13 protein-coding genes are annotated in these 16,224 nt (G+C 67.9%); 12 read left to right on the top strand and 1 reads right to left on the bottom strand.

Annotated features, from left to right (window positions below; all coding sequences use genetic code 11):
- The first annotated feature begins 74 nt into the window (after positions 1-74).
- The 12 genes from pstC to E3O50_RS18130 all read left to right on the top strand — a co-directional run bounded on the left by pstC (position 75) and on the right by E3O50_RS18130 (position 15,037).
- A complete protein-coding gene (gene pstC, locus E3O50_RS18185; protein WP_134448225.1) occupies positions 75-1,145 on the top strand; it encodes a phosphate ABC transporter permease subunit PstC in 1,071 nt (356 codons plus the stop codon).
- Entirely contained in the window at positions 1,145-2,539 is a 1,395-nt protein-coding gene (gene pstA / locus E3O50_RS18180; RefSeq protein WP_241975205.1) for a phosphate ABC transporter permease PstA, read from the top strand. Before pstC ends, pstA begins: the two co-directional genes overlap by 1 nt.
- Positions 2,536-4,227, top strand: a complete 1,692-nt coding sequence (gene pstS / locus E3O50_RS18175; RefSeq protein WP_241975206.1) for a phosphate ABC transporter substrate-binding protein PstS — start codon at positions 2,536-2,538, stop codon at positions 4,225-4,227. Before pstA ends, pstS begins: the two co-directional genes overlap by 4 nt.
- Complete coding sequence (locus tag E3O50_RS18170) at positions 4,224-6,905, top strand: hypothetical protein (protein WP_134448227.1); 2,682 nt, start codon at positions 4,224-4,226, stop codon at positions 6,903-6,905. Before pstS ends, E3O50_RS18170 begins: the two co-directional genes overlap by 4 nt.
- A 112-nt stretch (positions 6,906-7,017) precedes the next feature.
- A complete protein-coding gene (locus tag E3O50_RS18165; protein WP_134558188.1) occupies positions 7,018-8,112 on the top strand; it encodes a hypothetical protein in 1,095 nt (364 codons plus the stop codon).
- Between the two features lie 34 nt (positions 8,113-8,146).
- On the top strand, positions 8,147-9,223 hold the full coding sequence (locus tag E3O50_RS19275; RefSeq protein ID WP_166790583.1) for a hypothetical protein: 1,077 nt from the start codon (positions 8,147-8,149) through the stop codon (positions 9,221-9,223).
- Between the two features lie 125 nt (positions 9,224-9,348).
- A complete protein-coding gene (locus E3O50_RS18155) occupies positions 9,349-10,452 on the top strand; it encodes a DUF916 domain-containing protein (RefSeq protein ID WP_166790584.1) in 1,104 nt (367 codons plus the stop codon).
- Between the two features lie 90 nt (positions 10,453-10,542).
- The gene (locus E3O50_RS18150) at positions 10,543-11,451 is read left to right on the top strand and encodes a hypothetical protein (RefSeq protein WP_134558190.1); all 909 of its coding nucleotides are present in this window, start codon (positions 10,543-10,545) and stop codon (positions 11,449-11,451) included.
- A gap of 131 nt (positions 11,452-11,582) precedes the next feature.
- Positions 11,583-12,323, top strand: a complete 741-nt coding sequence (locus E3O50_RS18145) for a hypothetical protein (protein ID WP_134564586.1) — start codon at positions 11,583-11,585, stop codon at positions 12,321-12,323.
- A complete protein-coding gene (locus tag E3O50_RS18140; RefSeq protein ID WP_241975207.1) occupies positions 12,320-13,471 on the top strand; it encodes a sortase in 1,152 nt (383 codons plus the stop codon). Before E3O50_RS18145 ends, E3O50_RS18140 begins: the two co-directional genes overlap by 4 nt.
- A gap of 286 nt (positions 13,472-13,757) precedes the next feature.
- Positions 13,758-14,540, top strand: coding sequence for a phosphate ABC transporter ATP-binding protein (locus E3O50_RS18135; protein WP_198413438.1), 783 nt, complete (start codon positions 13,758-13,760; stop codon positions 14,538-14,540).
- A gap of 86 nt (positions 14,541-14,626) precedes the next feature.
- Entirely contained in the window at positions 14,627-15,037 is a 411-nt protein-coding gene (locus tag E3O50_RS18130; protein ID WP_134558192.1) for an arsenate reductase ArsC, read from the top strand.
- Positions 15,038-15,116: 79 nt separating this feature from the next.
- On the opposite strand, the gene arsB is transcribed toward E3O50_RS18130, so the two are convergent.
- Positions 15,117-16,211, bottom strand: a complete 1,095-nt coding sequence (gene arsB, locus E3O50_RS18125) for an ACR3 family arsenite efflux transporter (protein ID WP_134558193.1) — start codon at positions 16,209-16,211, stop codon at positions 15,117-15,119.
- Positions 16,212-16,224: the final 13 nt, after the last annotated feature.

Here is a 16,224-nt window from a genome sequence, read left to right as displayed (position 1 = left end):
CCCGAACATATGTTTCGGACGCGTTACCCCCACCCGTGCGTTCACCCCCTCCCGAGTCTTTTCCAAGGACAGCCATGCCGATTTCGAGCCTCGTCTCGCCGCCCCTGGGCGACTCGCCCCTGGGCGACGCCTTCGGGACAGACCCGGCCGTTTTCGACCCGTCGAACCCCGACTCCCGGCCGCGGCGCTCCCTGGTCTCCCGCCCGTCGATCTCCGACTCGGTGTTCCGCTCGGTCGCGTTCAGCGCGGGCACGATCACCGTGCTGATCATGCTCGCGGTCGGTGTCTTCCTCTCGCTGCGCGCCGGCGACGCCCTCGGGGTCGCTGGGTTCAACTTCCTCTTCGAGCAGGACTGGTCGCCGGAAACGAAGAAGTTCGGCATCGCATCCGTTCTCTTCGGCACCATCACGATCGCCGTCATCGCAATGTGCGTCGCGGTGCCCCTCGCCCTCGGCACGGCGCTCCTCATCTCCGAGGTCGCCCAGGGGCGGCTCAAGTCCACGCTCGTCACCCTCGTCGACCTGATGGCCGCCGTTCCCAGCGTGGTGTTCGGCCTCTGGGGCGTGTTCTTCCTCCAGGCGAACGTCATCCCGGTCGCCACCTGGATCTCCACCTACTTCGGCTGGATCCCGTTCTTCAGCGTGACGGATGCGACGGGCCAGGCCCTCACCGAGGCAAGCGCCTTCACCTCCTCGGCCTTCATCGCCGGAATCGTGGTGGGCCTCATGGTCGTGCCCACCCAGACCTCGGTGATGCGCGAAGCCTTCTCCCAGGCGCCGATCGGTGAACGCGAGGCGGCCTTCGCTCTCGGCTCCACCCGGTGGGGCATGATCACGTCCGTGGTGCTCCCGTTCGGCCGCGGCGGCATCATCGGCGGCACCATGCTCGGCCTCGGCCGGGCCCTCGGCGAGACCATCGCCGTCTACATGATCATCTCCCCGATCTTCACGATCAACTGGGAGGTGCTCAAGACCGGCACGAACTCGGTGTCCGCGCTCATCGCGCTCCGCTACGGCGAGTCGAGCTCCTTCGGCCTCTCCGCACTGATGGCCGCCGGCCTCGTGCTCTTCCTGATCACTCTCGTGATCAACTTCACGGCCTCGTCGATCGTGGCGCGGTCCCGCTCCGGGGCGGAGAGCGACTGATGACCAGCGCACACAGCACCCAGGCGACGGATCCCGCGGCATCCGCCGGCCCCTCGACCCTCGTGATGACCGAGACGGCCGTCGAGCTCGAGGCCGAGCTCGAACTCCAGGCCGCAGCAGTCCGGCACACCACGAACATCCCCTCCTCGGTCGGCATCGAGATCGGCCCGCGCCGCCGGATGCGCGCCGCCCGGGTCGACGACCAGTTCAACATCCTCGGTGCTGCAGCGGCCGGCGTGGCCGTCGCCGTGCTGCTGTTCGGCTGGTTCGGACCGCTCTCCGGCTATGTCGGCTTCGTGATCGTCGCGTTCATCGCCTTCATCGGCTTCTACGCCCTGCTCGTCAGCCTGAAGAGCGACTGGCAGGAGGTCAAGGACCGGGTCATGTCGGTTGTCCTTTCGAGCGCCGGCGTGCTGCTCTTCGGCGCCCTCGTCTTCGTCGTCGCGTACACCCTCGTGCGCGGCCAGGAAGCCCTCCCGCACCTCAACTTCTTCACCGACAGCATGGAGCTCGCCGGCCCGCTCGACGGCCTCGAACTCGGCGGAATCTTCCACGCCATCCTCGGTACCCTGATGCAGATCACGATGGCGCTCATTGTCACCGTTCCGCTCGGCATCCTCACGGCCCTGTTCCTCAACGAGGTCGGCGGAAAGTTCGCCCGCTTCGTGCGCACCATCTCGGACGCGATGACGGCGCTGCCCTCGATCGTCGCCGGCCTCTTCGTCTACTCCGCGATCATCGTGCTGATCACCCACCAGCGCAGCGGGTTCGCCGCCTCGATGGCCATCACGGTGATGATGCTCCCGATCGTGATCCGCGCCTCCGACATCGTCCTCCGTCTCGTCGCGGGAAACCTTCGCGAAGCCGCGTACGCGCTCGGGTCCACGCGCTGGCGCACGGTCTGGCACGTCGTGCTGCCGACCGCCCGCCCCGGGCTCGCGACCGCCGTCATCCTCGGCACCGCCCGCGGAATCGGCGAGACCAGCCCCGTGCTGCTCACGTCCGGCGTCACCGCCGTCGTCAACCTCAACCCCTTCGAGGGACCGATGATCTCGTTGCCGCTGCAGGTCTTCGACTTCGTCAAGTCGCCGGAACCGAACATGATCGCCCGTGGCTTCGGGGCGGCGGCCGTGCTGATCCTCCTCGTGCTCACCCTGTTCGCGATCGCCCGCCTCATCGGCGGCAAGGGGCCGGGCGACCTGTCCCGCGCCCAGCAGCAGCGGGTCGTCGCGGCCTCCGGGCGCGACCTCAAGCGGATCACCGTTGCCGCCGACCGCCGCATCCTCCTCGAGGCGAACACCTCGGGGGCCTGGCCGCCGCCGACGGCACCACCGAACCACCCCAGCAGCCCAGCGCCGACGATCGACCTCAGCACAAAGGAGCCGTCCTCGTGACGCCGCAGCCCCGTTGGATCCGTGCGATCCGCGCCCTCTTCGCCCTCGCCGTCGTGGTGATTCTCGGTCTGTCCGGAACGCTGTCTGCCCAGGCCGTTTCCTACGACCCCATCACCGGAACCGGCTCGACCTGGTCCCAGAACGCCCTCGACCAGTGGCGCAAGAACGTGGCCTCGAACTACGGCATGACCGTCAACTATTCCGGTGTCGGCTCCTCCGCGGGCCGCCGGGACTTCGTGGCCGGAAACGTCGACTTCGCCGTCAGCGAGATCCCGTTCCAGACCGCTCCCGAAGACGGTTCAGCGCCCGAGGTTCCGAGTCGCGGCTACGCGTACATGCCGATCGTCGCCGGTGGCACCTCGTTCATGTACAACCTCAAGATCAACGGTGCCCGCGTCTCCAACCTGCGCCTGAGTGGCGAGGTCGTCACCAAGATCTTCACCGGCGTCATCACCAAGTGGAACGACCCGGCGATCCAGACGGACAACCCCGGACTGAAGATGCCGGACAAGGGCATCGTCCCTGTCGTGCGGTCGGACGGCTCGGGCTCGACCGCCCAGTTCAGCCTCTGGATGTCCAAGCAGTACAACTCCCTCTGGGGCGCTTTCTGCGTCAAGGTCGGCAAACCGGCCTCCTGCGGCCTCACCTCGCAGTACCCGACCTACGGCAACGCGAAGGCCCAGAGCGGTTCGGCGGGCGTCGCCGGGTATGTCGCCCAGGACTATGGCGAAGGCGCCATCACGTACGTCGAGTATTCCTACGCGCTCAAGGCCGGCTTCCCGGTCGCCAAGGTCCTGAACACCGCCGGATACTACGTCGAGCCGACCGCGAACTCCGTCGCCGTTGCCCTGCTGCAGGCAAAGATCAAGACGGATGTCCCGGTCTCGAGCCCCGACTACCTCACCCAGATCCTCGACGGCGTCTACAACAACCCCGACCCGCGCACGTACCCGCTGTCGAGCTACTCCTACATGATCGTGCCGACCGAGGTCGGCGGTGTCTTCACCGCGAAGAAGGGCCTCACCCTCGGCGCGTTCGCGAACTACATGCTCTGCGAGGGCCAGCAGCAAGCGGCGGCCCTGGGCTACTCGCCGCTCCCGATGAACCTTGTGCTCGCCGGGTTCGACCAGATCAAACGAGTGCCGGGAGCGGATGTCTCGGGCGTCGACATCAACAACTGCAACAACCCGACCTTCAAGGCCGGCGACTCCCCATCGAGCAACCTGCTCGCGACCAACGCACTCAAGCCCGCCGACTGTGACAAGGTCGGCACGAGCCAGTGTGTCACCGGAACAGGAGGGGCGCCCGATGACACGGCGACGACCGGAACCGGTACCGGCGGCTCCGCAGCCACGGCCGACACGGCCGCGGCGGCAGCGGCCGCCGCAGGAGCAGGGGCCGGAGCGGCGGCGACGACGGCAAACGCCGGGGCAGCGGGCACGGGCGATGCCGCGGCCGCGGTCTACGACGAGAACGGTGCTCTCGTCTCCGGCGGCACCGGTGGCACGGCCTCGACCGGAGTGGCCGGGTCCGCGGTGGCGTCGCCCTTCACCCTCGCCGACAACGGCTGGGGTGCGCAGCAGTCGATCATGCTGTTCGCCGGCGTGTTGCTCATCGGCTCTGCCGTGCTGCCCCCGGTGCTCTGGCGCCGGCTCAAGCCACGCGGTCCGAAGGCGGGCACCAAGTGAAGCGCCTGATCCTGTCCACGGACTCGATGTGGACCCGCGCCGGCGCAAGCGGCATCGTCGTGGGCGTTGTCGTCGGCATCGGAGTGTCCATGCTGGCCTCCATTACCCCGCCCGCAGCATCCGCGGACACCTCGAGCGCCGTCACGGTGGCCGCCAAGGGCTATGACCTCGACATCTCGACGGCACCGTTCCCCGACCTCAAGGTGACAGTCTCTCAGACGAAGGACCTCGTCTCGCAGGGAATCGTCGTCAACTGGACCGGCTCGGGCGCGAAGTCGGTCCGGCCTGACGCCAGCTCGGGCGGCCAGAACTTCCTGCAGATCGCGCAGTGCTGGGGTGAGGACCCGCTGAACCCCGGGCATCCCGACCGCACCACCTGCCAGTACGGCGGTTTTCCCGGCAAGGCCGCGTCCACGCGCGACACCTCGGTTTCTGACGAATTCGTCAACGCCAAGGACACCCAATACACATCGCCCTCGAATGGCTTCACGATCCCGGCGGTCACGGCGATCCCGTACCGTGCCTCGACGGGCGGAACGATCTCGTCCGTCTTCAAGAATGGCGCCGGCGTCCTCACCCATTACATCCTCGATCCCCTGACAGGGCTTGTTCAGACCGCGAACGGCACGCCGGCTGCCACTGGCGTGACCCTGCCCTCCCCGATCGTGGGCGTCGACCTCGCCACGAACGAGTTCTACACGCAGTACACGACCAACGAGGTGCCGTGGGTGGGGTCGAGTGACACTGGCGCCGGCTCCGTCAAGTTCGAGGTCCAGACCGCGATGCAGTCTCCCGGCCTCGGCTGCGGTATGCCGGTCACGGCCACGGACGGCACGGTCACGGGCAAGTCCTGCTGGCTCGTCGTCATCCCGCGCGGCACCAACGACGTCGGCGAGTCGTACATCACCAAGTCCGGCCTGTTCTGGGACGCCTGGCAGCACAGTGTGGCCGTCAAGCTCGACTTCAAGCCGATCGGTCTGCGCTGCTCCATCGGCTCGGCCGAGAAGCAACTCTCCGGAAGCGAACTCGCCTCGGCGGCCGTCGCGTCCTGGCAGCCCAACCTCTGCACCGGCTCGACCGGATCCTCCTTCGTGCTCAGCACCGGCAACGAGGAAGACTCTCTCCTCTCCGCAAGCCAGAAGACCCCGAGTCCTCTCGCCCTGACATCGCGTGCCCTACAGACGACGAAGGCGGATCCCGTGCAGTACGCGCCGATCGCACTCTCCGGACTCGCCGTGTCCTTCTCGATCGACCGGAGGGTGAAACCCGTCGGCGCCGTGCCTCAGGAATACAAGGACAAGAACACCGAGTCCTTCACCTCGATGAACCTCACCCCGCGCCTGATCGCGAAGCTGTTGACGAACTCATATCTGGACTCCTTGCCGACGGGGGCCCCCGCTACCTCCAAATCGCTCGCGTTCTTCGTCGATAACCCCGAGAAGGTAAACCACAACGCGAGGAACCTGACCGTTGACCCCGACTTCCTCGCCGTGAACGACGCGGAATGGCAGTACCAGGACCTGACGGGTCCGTCCCTCGGCGACATGCTCCTGCCCTCGGGGCGCTCCGACGAGGCCCTACAGCTGTGGCGCTACGTGCTCTCAGATCCGGATGCCGTGGCTTTCCTCAACGGCGAAGCCGACAAGTGGGGCATGAAGGTCAACCCCTGGTACGCAACAAAGGACGCCGTCAACTCCTCCGGCACAAAAATGACCGTGCCCCGCACCAACTTCCCCAAGGCTGACCCAATCGCACGGGTGGCCACGGCCGACGGCCAGACTGAAGTCAACCTCGTCACCTGGCGCCCGTACGCGAGCGACTTCGAGAACGGCGCCTACCTCACCCTGCGCGGTGACGGCCAGGAGCTCGGCGACTGGAGCCCGAACACGGTTCCGCCGAAATGGGGCAAGAGCGTTCGCAACCTCGTCGGCACCCAGCGGGTGCTCGGACTCACGACAACGGCGGCAGCAGCCCGGTACCAGACGGTGACGGCGTCACTGCGAAACTCGGCGGGCACTTTCGTTGCCGCGAACTCCGCATCCCTGCTGGCCGCGGCCGCGGCGATGACCCCGACCACCGAGAACGCGGCCGTGCTCGAATACAACCCCACGAGCGCGAGCGCCAGGGCGGCGGCGTCGGCCTACCCGATGACCATGCCGGTCTACGCGGCGCTCAACCCACTGCAGACGGATGCCTCCGCCCGCGCCATTTACGCCAACATGATCCGCTACGCCGTTGCCGCCGGTCAGGTTCCCGGCAGTGCGATCGGCCAGCTCCCCGAGGGGTACGCGTCGATTCCGGCCAGCTGGGTCGCCCAGGCCCTCGCAGCCGCGACAGCCATCGAAAAGGGCATCAGCCCGATCGTCTCGGCGACTCCGACACCCACTCCCTCACCGACCGTCGCGGCCACTGCCGCCGCCCCTGCGGCGGCCTACGTCAACCCGAACGCAGGCAGTGGAACGGCAGCGGTCGCGGCCGTCGCCGCCGCCGTCGCCGGGACCGCGACCGCGACCGACCCTGCGGCTACCGGCGCGTCGGCCGGACCCCTCGTCGGCAAGCCGACGCCTTCCGATCCGGTCATCGGCCCCATTCCGGCAGCCATCCCTGTCGGATTCCTCTCCGGGCTGCTCGCAGCCGGTGGAGTCCCCCTGATTTCGCGTGTCCGGAGACGATCCTGATGCGCGCACAGCTTGACGTCCAGATTCCGGGTTTCGGCTTGGGACCAGACATCAGGAAAGACGTTCCCGCCCGGGTTCGTCTCATGCAGTACACCCGAAAGGCATCATCACAGTGATTTCGAAGAAGGCAATTGCGCTCTGCGCGACCGTCGGCGTCGCCCTCACCGGTTTCGCCATCGCGACGCCGGCCAACGCCGAGCCCGTTTCCAACAGCTACGTCGCCGTCGGCTCGGACACCTTGGAAGACGTGGTCAGCGCCCTGGCCAACGGATCCTCGCTCTCCGGATCTTCGGTTCGCTCGACGACCGCAGGTGGCGCGACCATCGGATCGTTCGACGCGACCGGCACGGCCTACATCACCACGAAATCCTCAGGCGTGCGCTTTGGACGCCCGAACGGGTCGGGTGACGGTCGCACGGCGCTCCTCCGCTCCATCGATGGCGCGGCATACACGTCTGGTACGGTCGGCGCGCCTGCCGCTGTCGTGATCAGCGGTCAGGTTGACATCGCGCGTTCCTCGGGCTCCGGCACCGTCGACGCCGCCGGAAGCCTGATCCAGGTTCCCTTCGGCCGTGACGCCATCGCCTACGCCTACGACAATGGCTCTACCGCGACCGGCATCGACACGATCGACACCGCGACCATGACGAGCCTCTACACCTGCAGCGTCACCACCCTCGGCGGCGTCACGGTCACCCCGATCATCCCGCAGGCCGGTTCCGGCACCCGCAAGGACTTCATGGCCAAGATCGGCGTCACCGACGCCACTCTCGGTTCCTGTGTCCAGACCGGCCAGGAGCACGACGCGTCCAACCTCGGCATCAACCAGATCATGCCGATGTCGGTCTCTCGTTGGGTCGCCATGAACACCGGTGCCAGCTACCCCAAGAAGAAGGACACCACGGTTCTCGGCTCGCTCGTTGCCGGCACCACCCCCGTCACCGGCACCGGCACCTCGATGGTCCCGAACGCCACTTACTATGCTGACTCCGTCTGGGGTCGCGACACCTACCTGGTCGTGCAGTACGCCCGCGTCGACCCGACCAACGCCTCCTACGACGCCACACTGGCCGGCCTGCTTGACCCGACCAAGAGCACCAGCCTGACCAACTCGCAGACCTCCCTCGCCTCCAAGGCCGGTTCGCTGAAGAAGAAGTTCGGCATCCTGGCACCCTCCACCACCACCGCTGTCCGCATCTCCAAGTAGCCCGACCTACTTCCAGAAAAGGTATTTGAATCTCATGAAGCTCAACAACAAGCTCCGCTTCGCCGCTGTCGGCGTCGTCTCCCTCGCCCTCGTTGCCGGCGCCTCCATGGTCGCCTCGGCCACCACCCAGACCAACGGCTCCGCAGCACCCCTCTACCTCTACGACGGCAACGGCATTCCGCTTGTCGACGGCGCCAGCCTGGGGTGGGGCGATGACATGATCGGTTCCTCGGTCAACAACGACCCCAGCGGAGAGTTCGCCTGCCCCGTCGGCACCACCGGAATCTTCGCGTTCCTCTCGGCCCCCGGCACAGAGACGGTCCCTGGCACCTGGAAGGCATACGCCCCCCTCGGCTTCAACGGTGCCACCCTCAACGTGCTGAACCCGTTCATCACCCCGGTTTCGCTGTACAACGGCGCCCAGGGCGCCGCTAAGGCCGCCGGTGGAAACTACAGCCTCGGCATTGCCTGCACCAACCTGAACGGTGTCGCGGTCACCTCCGCGTTCTTCCGTTCGATCTCGGTCACGCCGGTGACCGGTGCCTTCACGGCCTCCGCCACGACCGACGTCGTCACGACGCCGACCGCCACCCCGACCCCGACCCCGACCGCCCCGGCCGGCACGACCGGTACCGTCGCTCTCGCGCCGACCACCGCGAACGCCACCAACGGTGCGCTCGCCCTCACGGTTCCGGCCGGCGCCGCGGCGACGTTCTCCGCTCCGTCGCTCGTGAACAACAAGTCGACCACGGTCGGTACCCTCGGTGCCGTCACGGTCAACGACGGCCGCGTCGTCTCCCGCAACGGCTGGGACCTGTCCGCGAACGTTGCGAACTTCGTCAACTCAACCGACGCGACCAGCACCATCAGCAAGGTCCAGCTCGGCCTCGCCCCGTCGGTCACCGTTGCCGGCACCTCCGCGACCGGCGTCACCGCCGCCGCAGCCCAGGTCGCCGGTTCGGCGTCCTACCCGGCCGCCTTCGCCTCCGGCGCGGCAGCCAACACGGTCGGCGACAGCGTTCTCAACGCCGGCCTGACCTTCGTCGCACCGCAGGAGAAGGCGGCCGGCACCTACACGTCGACGCTGACCCTCACGGTCGTCTCGAAGTAGTAGCGCTACCCGAGTAGAGGGGGAGGGGCGGCGCCCGCGCCGTCCCTCCCTTTCCTCAGCACCACTCCGCATTCCGCTCCACCCCCAAGATTTCGGATCCGCCCGCAGAAAAGAGAACGCCGATCGTGATTCCCCGCCACTCCCTCTCCCGCAGCGTCGCCCTCGGTGCCGCCGGAGTGCTGGTAACCCTCGGACTGACCCTGACCCTCGGAGTCGCGGGTGCCTGGGCCGCGGACGGTTCCGACGGCATCGCCGGGGCCCCGTCGTCCAACGGCGGCGTGGACCAGGACCGATCGCGTTTCACCTACCAGGTCGATCCGGGCCAGGTCATCAACGACGAATACCTCGTCGAGAACACCGGTACGACCACGCAGGCCGTCACCGTCTACGCCACCGACGCGTACAACGCCGAGGACGGCACGTTCGCCCTCCTCGAAGGCAGTGAAGCCCCCAAGGATGCCGGCAGCTGGGTCACCTTCGAGAACGGTACCGGCCGTGTCTCGGTCACCCTGGAACCGGGCGCCCAGCAGGTGCTCCCGTTCACAATGAAGACCCCGGCCGAGGCGAAGCCCGGCGACCACGCCGGCGGCATCGTCGTCTCGGCCCTCTCCCCGGCCGGGCAGGTCTCGGTCGACCGGCGCGTCGCCATCCGCCTGTATGTGCGCGTCAAGGGTCTCCTGCAGCCGGCGCTGACGATCAGCAGCATTGAATCCGCCTATGAGGGCAGCATCAACCCCTTCGCCGGCGACACGAAGATCCGAGTGAGCCTCACCAACACCGGCAACGTGTCCCTTGGGGCCAATACGGTCTCCCAGGTCAAGGGCATCTTCGGCATCCCCCTGTCCGGGCTGACTGACCAGGAGATCTCGGAGATGCTTCCGGGAAGTTCCCGCACCGTGACGCTGACCGTCTCCGGCGTCGGCGCCTGGGTCTACCTCAACCCGCATGTCTCCCTCGTCGGCACGATCGACCCCGACGCACTCAACCCAGGAGCCCTGCCGACCGCGGAACGCGACTCGAGCCTCGTCGTGGTGCCGTGGGCCTTCCTGCTCCTCCTTCTCGTCGCGGCCGTGACCTGGCTCATCGTGAGGCTCAGCCGCAAGCGCGACTCGACCCGGGCTGCGGCGTGGATCGAATACACCGAGGCGGAAGCGCGCCGCAAGGCTCGCGAAGAGGCCCTCGTGGGCGCCAGCGCGGACGGCGCCGCCGCGCACAACCCGACACCGTAACCACTGCACCTCCGCACGCCTTGCTCCACTGCCCTGCAGTTTCACCCAGGCACCGCAGCTCCACCGCACCAGGATCCATCGGGGAAACACATGTTCCAACTGCCCATCCGTTCGACTCTCATCACCGGCGCACTGGTCGCCCTGCTTGCTCTGGTCGGGACGGTCTCCATCTCGTCCGTGGCGCAGGCCGATGACAGTGGGGTGGTCGCGCTCACGGTGAGTGTGGCCGACAAGCTTCCGAACGGGCCCGTCGAGATCCACTGTGTGCTCCCGGTCGGCTCGCGGGTCGATTCGGCGCCGGTGTACGTCACCATCCGCGGGCTCAAGCCGTTTTCGCACGTCGAGGTCTGGGTGCACTCCACTCCGTTCCTGCTGATCAGCGGAAACGCCGACGCTGCCGGTGACTTCGCAGGCAGCGGCACCCTTCCCCCCGACCTCGAGGCCGGAGGACACACCATCGAGGTGATCGGCACCACGGCCGCGGACGACCCGTTCAGCCAGGTGGCGGCATCCTTCGCCGTGACGGACGCCGGAACAATCGGATCTGCAACGACGAGCGACACCAACGGCGTGCTCAGCCTCGTCGTGCCCGCCGCTGCCGTCGCCGCGTTCAATGCCCCGGTGCTGGTCTCGAACCGGTCGACGACCACCGGTGTCCTGGGCAGCTTCGCGGTCAGCGACTCCCGGGTGCTCACCCAGGAAGGCTGGATCCTGTCGGCCGATGTCGCCGACTTCGTGAACGCCGCGGACGGCAGCGTGATCGGTGCTTCCCAGCTCGGGCTCGCGCCGCAGCTGGTCAGCACCGACGCCACCGGGGTGAGCCTCGTCACCGCCCAGACCGCGGGTTCGGCGACGTATCCGATGAACCTCGCCGTGGCCGCCCCGGCCCAGACCGTGGGCACGACGGTGCTCAACGCCGGCCTCACTTTCGTCGCGCCGCCCGAGAAGTCAGTCGGCACCTACCGATCCACCCTCTCCCTCACCCTCGTTTCCCAGTAGCCGGCCGGTCGCCGACTCTATCCTGTCGCGCTCGTACGGCACGGAATGAGCGAGGCTCGGTTTCCTGCTGTGTTTGCCTCTTGTTTGCCCGCCCGTCAGCTCGCCGAAACCTCGAATGGACTAACTTGACTGTGCTCACATCCGCTCACGCGCGCCTGATTCTGGTCGTGGCCCTCATCGCGTTCGCGCCGGTGGCGGGCCTGGCCGGACTCGCCATGAGTGCACAGGCGGCGACGGATGACCCGAACGGTGTGGGCATCAGCGTGGGTGTCGTCGGGCCGTCGAGCCGGGCGACGACGACCCCGGCCGTCACGAACCCGGTGAAATCCGTGGCCGTGCCCGCGGTGACCCAAACGACGATCAAGGACACCGCCGCCGCGGCCTCGGCGCTCGGCGCGAACCCGACCAGGATCGCGGGCGTCTTCTACGTGAGCGGCCTCACGACGCGCATCGATTCTGAGGCCGGGCCGGGCGGCGGCACCATGGTGCTCGACTTCACGATGCGCAACATCACGGATGCCCCGATCACCTCGAGCCTGCGCTTCTGGCTCGACAACGCGGTCGACCTCCCCGTCGCCATCGTCGACAAGGTCAGTATCGACAGCCTCGCCCCCAATGAGACCCGCACCGTCTCGGCCACCATTCGGGACGTCGGCCAGTGGGCCTGGTTCAAGGGTCACGTCACCATGACGCCTCCCGCGGACATCGGCGGCACGGCGCTCTCGCCCGTCACCCGGGACTCGTTCAGCATCATCCCGCCCTACTTCGCCCTGATCGCGCTCGCGATCGCCGGCACGCTGACCCTGATCCTCCGCTTCGTGCTCCTCGTACCGCGGCCCACCCCCAAACTCGCGGAAGAGGTGGCGTCATGACGACAGCCAGGCTGCCCCGTCGTCCCCAACGCCCCACGGTGCCGAAGGTGCCGAGAATGCCGCGAGGCTGGGTCCCGCCGGTTTCGCCCGGCGTTTCCGAGATGCAGGCGGTCCACCCCCTCGCGGGACAGTCCGCGGGACCCCGGGACTGGTCACCGCCCGGCCCGGGCACTCTGGGCGGTGGTGGCGGACTCCCCGGCACACCGCCGGAGCGCGGCCGCCAGGGCAAGCCGCCGAAACCACCGAAGATCCCGACGCCGCCGCGGCGTAGCCCGCCGCCCCCTCGGCCGCCGGTCGTGCTCACCCAGCGCGACCAGGTCATCCGCTCGACCCTGGCGATTCTCGCCATCCTCATCTTCGGGTTCCTCGCCAACCTGACCGTGCTCGGCCAGCTGCAGCACATCGTGTCCCAGCAGCAGCTCACGAACACCTTCCGGTACGAGCTCGCCCAGGGAACGGCCCCGGTCAGCGAGGGCACCGTCGACAAGGTGCTGCTCACCTCCGGCACACCCGTGGCCGTGCTCGACATCCCCTCGATCGACGTGCACGAGATCGTCGTCGAGGGCACAGACTCCGGCACCCTGCGCGCCGGCCCCGGCCATCGCCGCGACACGCCGCTACCCGGCCAGTCCGGCATCAGCGTGCTCATGGGCCGCGCCGCCGCCTACGGTGGTCCGTTCGCCCGGCTGCAGGAACTGCGCCCCGGCCAGCAGTTCACCGTGATCACCGGCCAGGGCGAGCAGACGTTCTCGGTGCTCGGCCTGCGCTACGCCGGCGACCCCGCACCCGCAAGCCTCGGTGCAGGCAAGAGCCGACTGATCCTCGAGAGCGCCCGCGGGCCGGCCTACGTGCCGAGCGGCGTCGTGCGCGTGGATGCCGAACTCGTCTCCGAGACGAAGCCCGCCGGCAAGCGCCAGACCACCTTCGCGACCCTGCCCCTGCAGGACAAGGAACTCGCGACCGACACCACAACGGTGTGGGCCCTCGTCTTCGCCCTGCAGTTCCTGCTGGTCATCGAACTCGCCGCCGTCTGGGCGTTCCGCAGGGTCGGCCTCCGCAAGACCTGGATCGTCTTCCTTCCGGTTGTCACTGTCGGGGGGCTCTTCGTGGCCGACCAACTCGTGCGCCTCCTCCCGAACCTGCTGTAGTCCCGAACCTGCTTCAGTCCCGAAACTGCTGTAGACCAATGAAACGAGTGTCATGACCGACAATGTGCAGAACGACGAGCTCACCCAGGTGCTGCCGCCGGTGAAGGGACCGGTCCGGCGTGACCGCAAGCAGCGCGCGCAGGCGAGGACCGAGGCCCGGCCCGAGGTCGTGGCCGACGCGCCGGTCAAGGCTCCCCGGCTCGGAGGCTTCAGCGCGCCCTGGCTGAAGCGGCCGTCTGCCGCGGATGCCGGGGTCTACGCGAGCTTCAGCCCGCCGGTGCGCGAGATCGCACCACTCGCAACCCTCGAGGGCCGCAACGTCTCGGCCTGGTTCGGCGAACGCCAGGTGCTCGACCGGGTCAACCTCACCATGCCGGCCGGCATCATCACCTCCCTGATCGGCCCGTCCGGCTGCGGCAAGTCCACGTTCCTGCGCATCCTGAACCGGATGCACGAGCTCGTGCCGTCCGCGAGCCTCGCCGGTGAAGTCCTCCTCGACGGTGAGGACATCTACGACCCCGAACGCAAGCTCGTCGACGCCCGCAAGAGCATCGGCATGGTGTTCCAGAAGCCCAACCCGTTCCCGGCCATGTCGATCTACGACAACGTCATCGCCGGGCTCACCCTCACCGGCAAGCGTGCCTCCAACGATGAGAAAGACTTCCTCGTCGAGAGCTGCCTGACCAAGGCCGGGCTCTGGAAGGAGGTGCGCGACCGGTTGCGCGCGCCCGGTTCCGGACTCTCCGGAGGGCAGCAGCAGCGTCTGTGCATCGCGCGGTCGCTCGCGGTGACCCCGCGCATCCTCTTGATGGACGAACCGTGCTCGGCCCTCGACCCGACTTCCACGCGGGTGATCGAGGAGACCATGCTCGAGCTCGCCCACGAGGTCACGATCGTGATCGTGACGCACAACATGCAGCAGGCACAGCGCGTGTCGCAGAACTGCGCGTTCTTCCTCGCCGCCCAGGGCACGCCCGGCGGCATCGTGGAGCACGGGCCGACCGACGCCATGTTCGGCAACCCGATCGACAGCCGCACCGCCGACTACGTCAACGGCCGTTTCGGCTAGCCCCGGCCGGGTAAAGAAACGATGGGGGATTCTCAAAGCATAGACAAACGTCTATACTTTGAGGACATCGAGAGTGAGGAACCCCCGTGTCTGAGAAGCCCACCGTCCTGTTCGTCTGCATCCACAATGCCGGTCGCTCGCAGATGGCCGCCGGCTATATGCGCGCCCTGTCCGGCGGCGCCGTCGAGGTGCGCTCCGGCGGCTCGGAGCCGGGTGACCAGATCAATCCGATGGCGATCCAGGCCATGAGCGAAGAGGGCATCGACATCTCCCAGGCCGTTCCGCAGCTGATGACCACCGAGCAGGTGCGCGAGTCCGACGTCGTCATCACCATGGGCTGCGGCGACGTCTGCCCGATCTTCCCCGGCAAGCGTTACGAGGACTGGGAGCTCGTCGACCCCAAGGGCAAGAGCATCGACGAGGTGCGCCCGATCCGCGACGACATCAAGGCGCGCGTCGAGGCCCTCCTCGCCGAGCTCCTGCCCGCGAGCGTCTAAGCCGACGGCCACGACGGGTGCCGCTGCTCGGGTGGCCACTTCGGCCTGCGCTCTTGGCGGGATTCGTCGTGGTTGAGCGCTAGCTGCGCGGCGCCGGGAACAGGCGGGGCCGGAGCCAGAGCGCCACGTAGACGAGGGCGACGAGGACGGGGACCTCGATCAACGGGCCAACGATGCCCGCGAGGGCCTGACCGCTGCCGGCACCGAAGGTGCCGATCGCGACCGCGATCGCGAGCTCGAAGTTGTTGCCCGCCGCAGTGAAGGCGAGGGTCGCGGTGCGCTCGTACGGCAGGCCGATGAGCTTCCCGAGCAGGAAGCCGGTGAGGAACGTCACAAGGAAGTAGACGAGGAGCGGCAGGGCGATGCGGGCGACGTCCTGCGGCCGGTCGATGACCTGCCTGCCCTGCAGGGCGAACAGGAGCACGATCGTGAAGAGGAGCCCGTAGAGGGCGAACGGCCCGACCTTCGGCAGGAACCGGGCCTCGTACCAGTCCCGGCCGCGGGTGGCCTCGCCCACCCGGCGGGACAGGTATCCGGCCAGGAGCGGGATGCCGAGGAACACGAGCACGCTCGCCGTGATGGCCCAGATCGAGAAGTCCGCGCTCGTGGTGGACAGGCCGAGCCAGGCCGGAAGGATCTGCAGGTAGAACCAGCCGAGCGCCGCGAAGGCGAAGACCTGGAAGACGGAGTTGATGGCGACGAGGAAGGCGGCGGCCTCGCGGTCCCCGCAGGCGAGTTCGTTCCAGATCAGCACCATCGCGATGCAGCGGGCGAGGCCGACGATGATCAGCCCGGTGCGGTACTCGGGCAGGTCGGGCAGGAAGATCCAGGCGAGCGTGAACATCAGCGCGGGCCCGACGAGCCAGTTCATCACGAGCGACGAGACCAGAAGGCGCTTATCGCCGGCCACGGCGCGGGCATCCGAATACCGCACCTTCGCGAGCACCGGATACATCATCACGAGCAGGCCGATGGCGATCGGCACGCTGACCGAGCCGATCGTGAACGCGCCGAGCAGCGTGCCGATGCCGGGGGCGGCGACCGCGAGCAGGAGGCCGAAACCCATCGCCGCGAGAATCCAGACCGGGAGGAGCCGGTCGGTGAACCCGAGACGGGCCGGAGCGGTGATCGGGGTGGCGACGGATGGAACGGTCGGGGTTTCAGGGAAGGGCATGGGGCTCCGCACC

This window comes from Cryobacterium sp. MDB1-18-1 (assembly GCF_004402735.1).
Taxonomy (GTDB): domain Bacteria; phylum Actinomycetota; class Actinomycetes; order Actinomycetales; family Microbacteriaceae; genus Cryobacterium; species Cryobacterium glucosi.
Note: the sequence above shows the minus strand (reverse complement) of the source record. Positions and strands in the feature narration are given on the sequence as shown.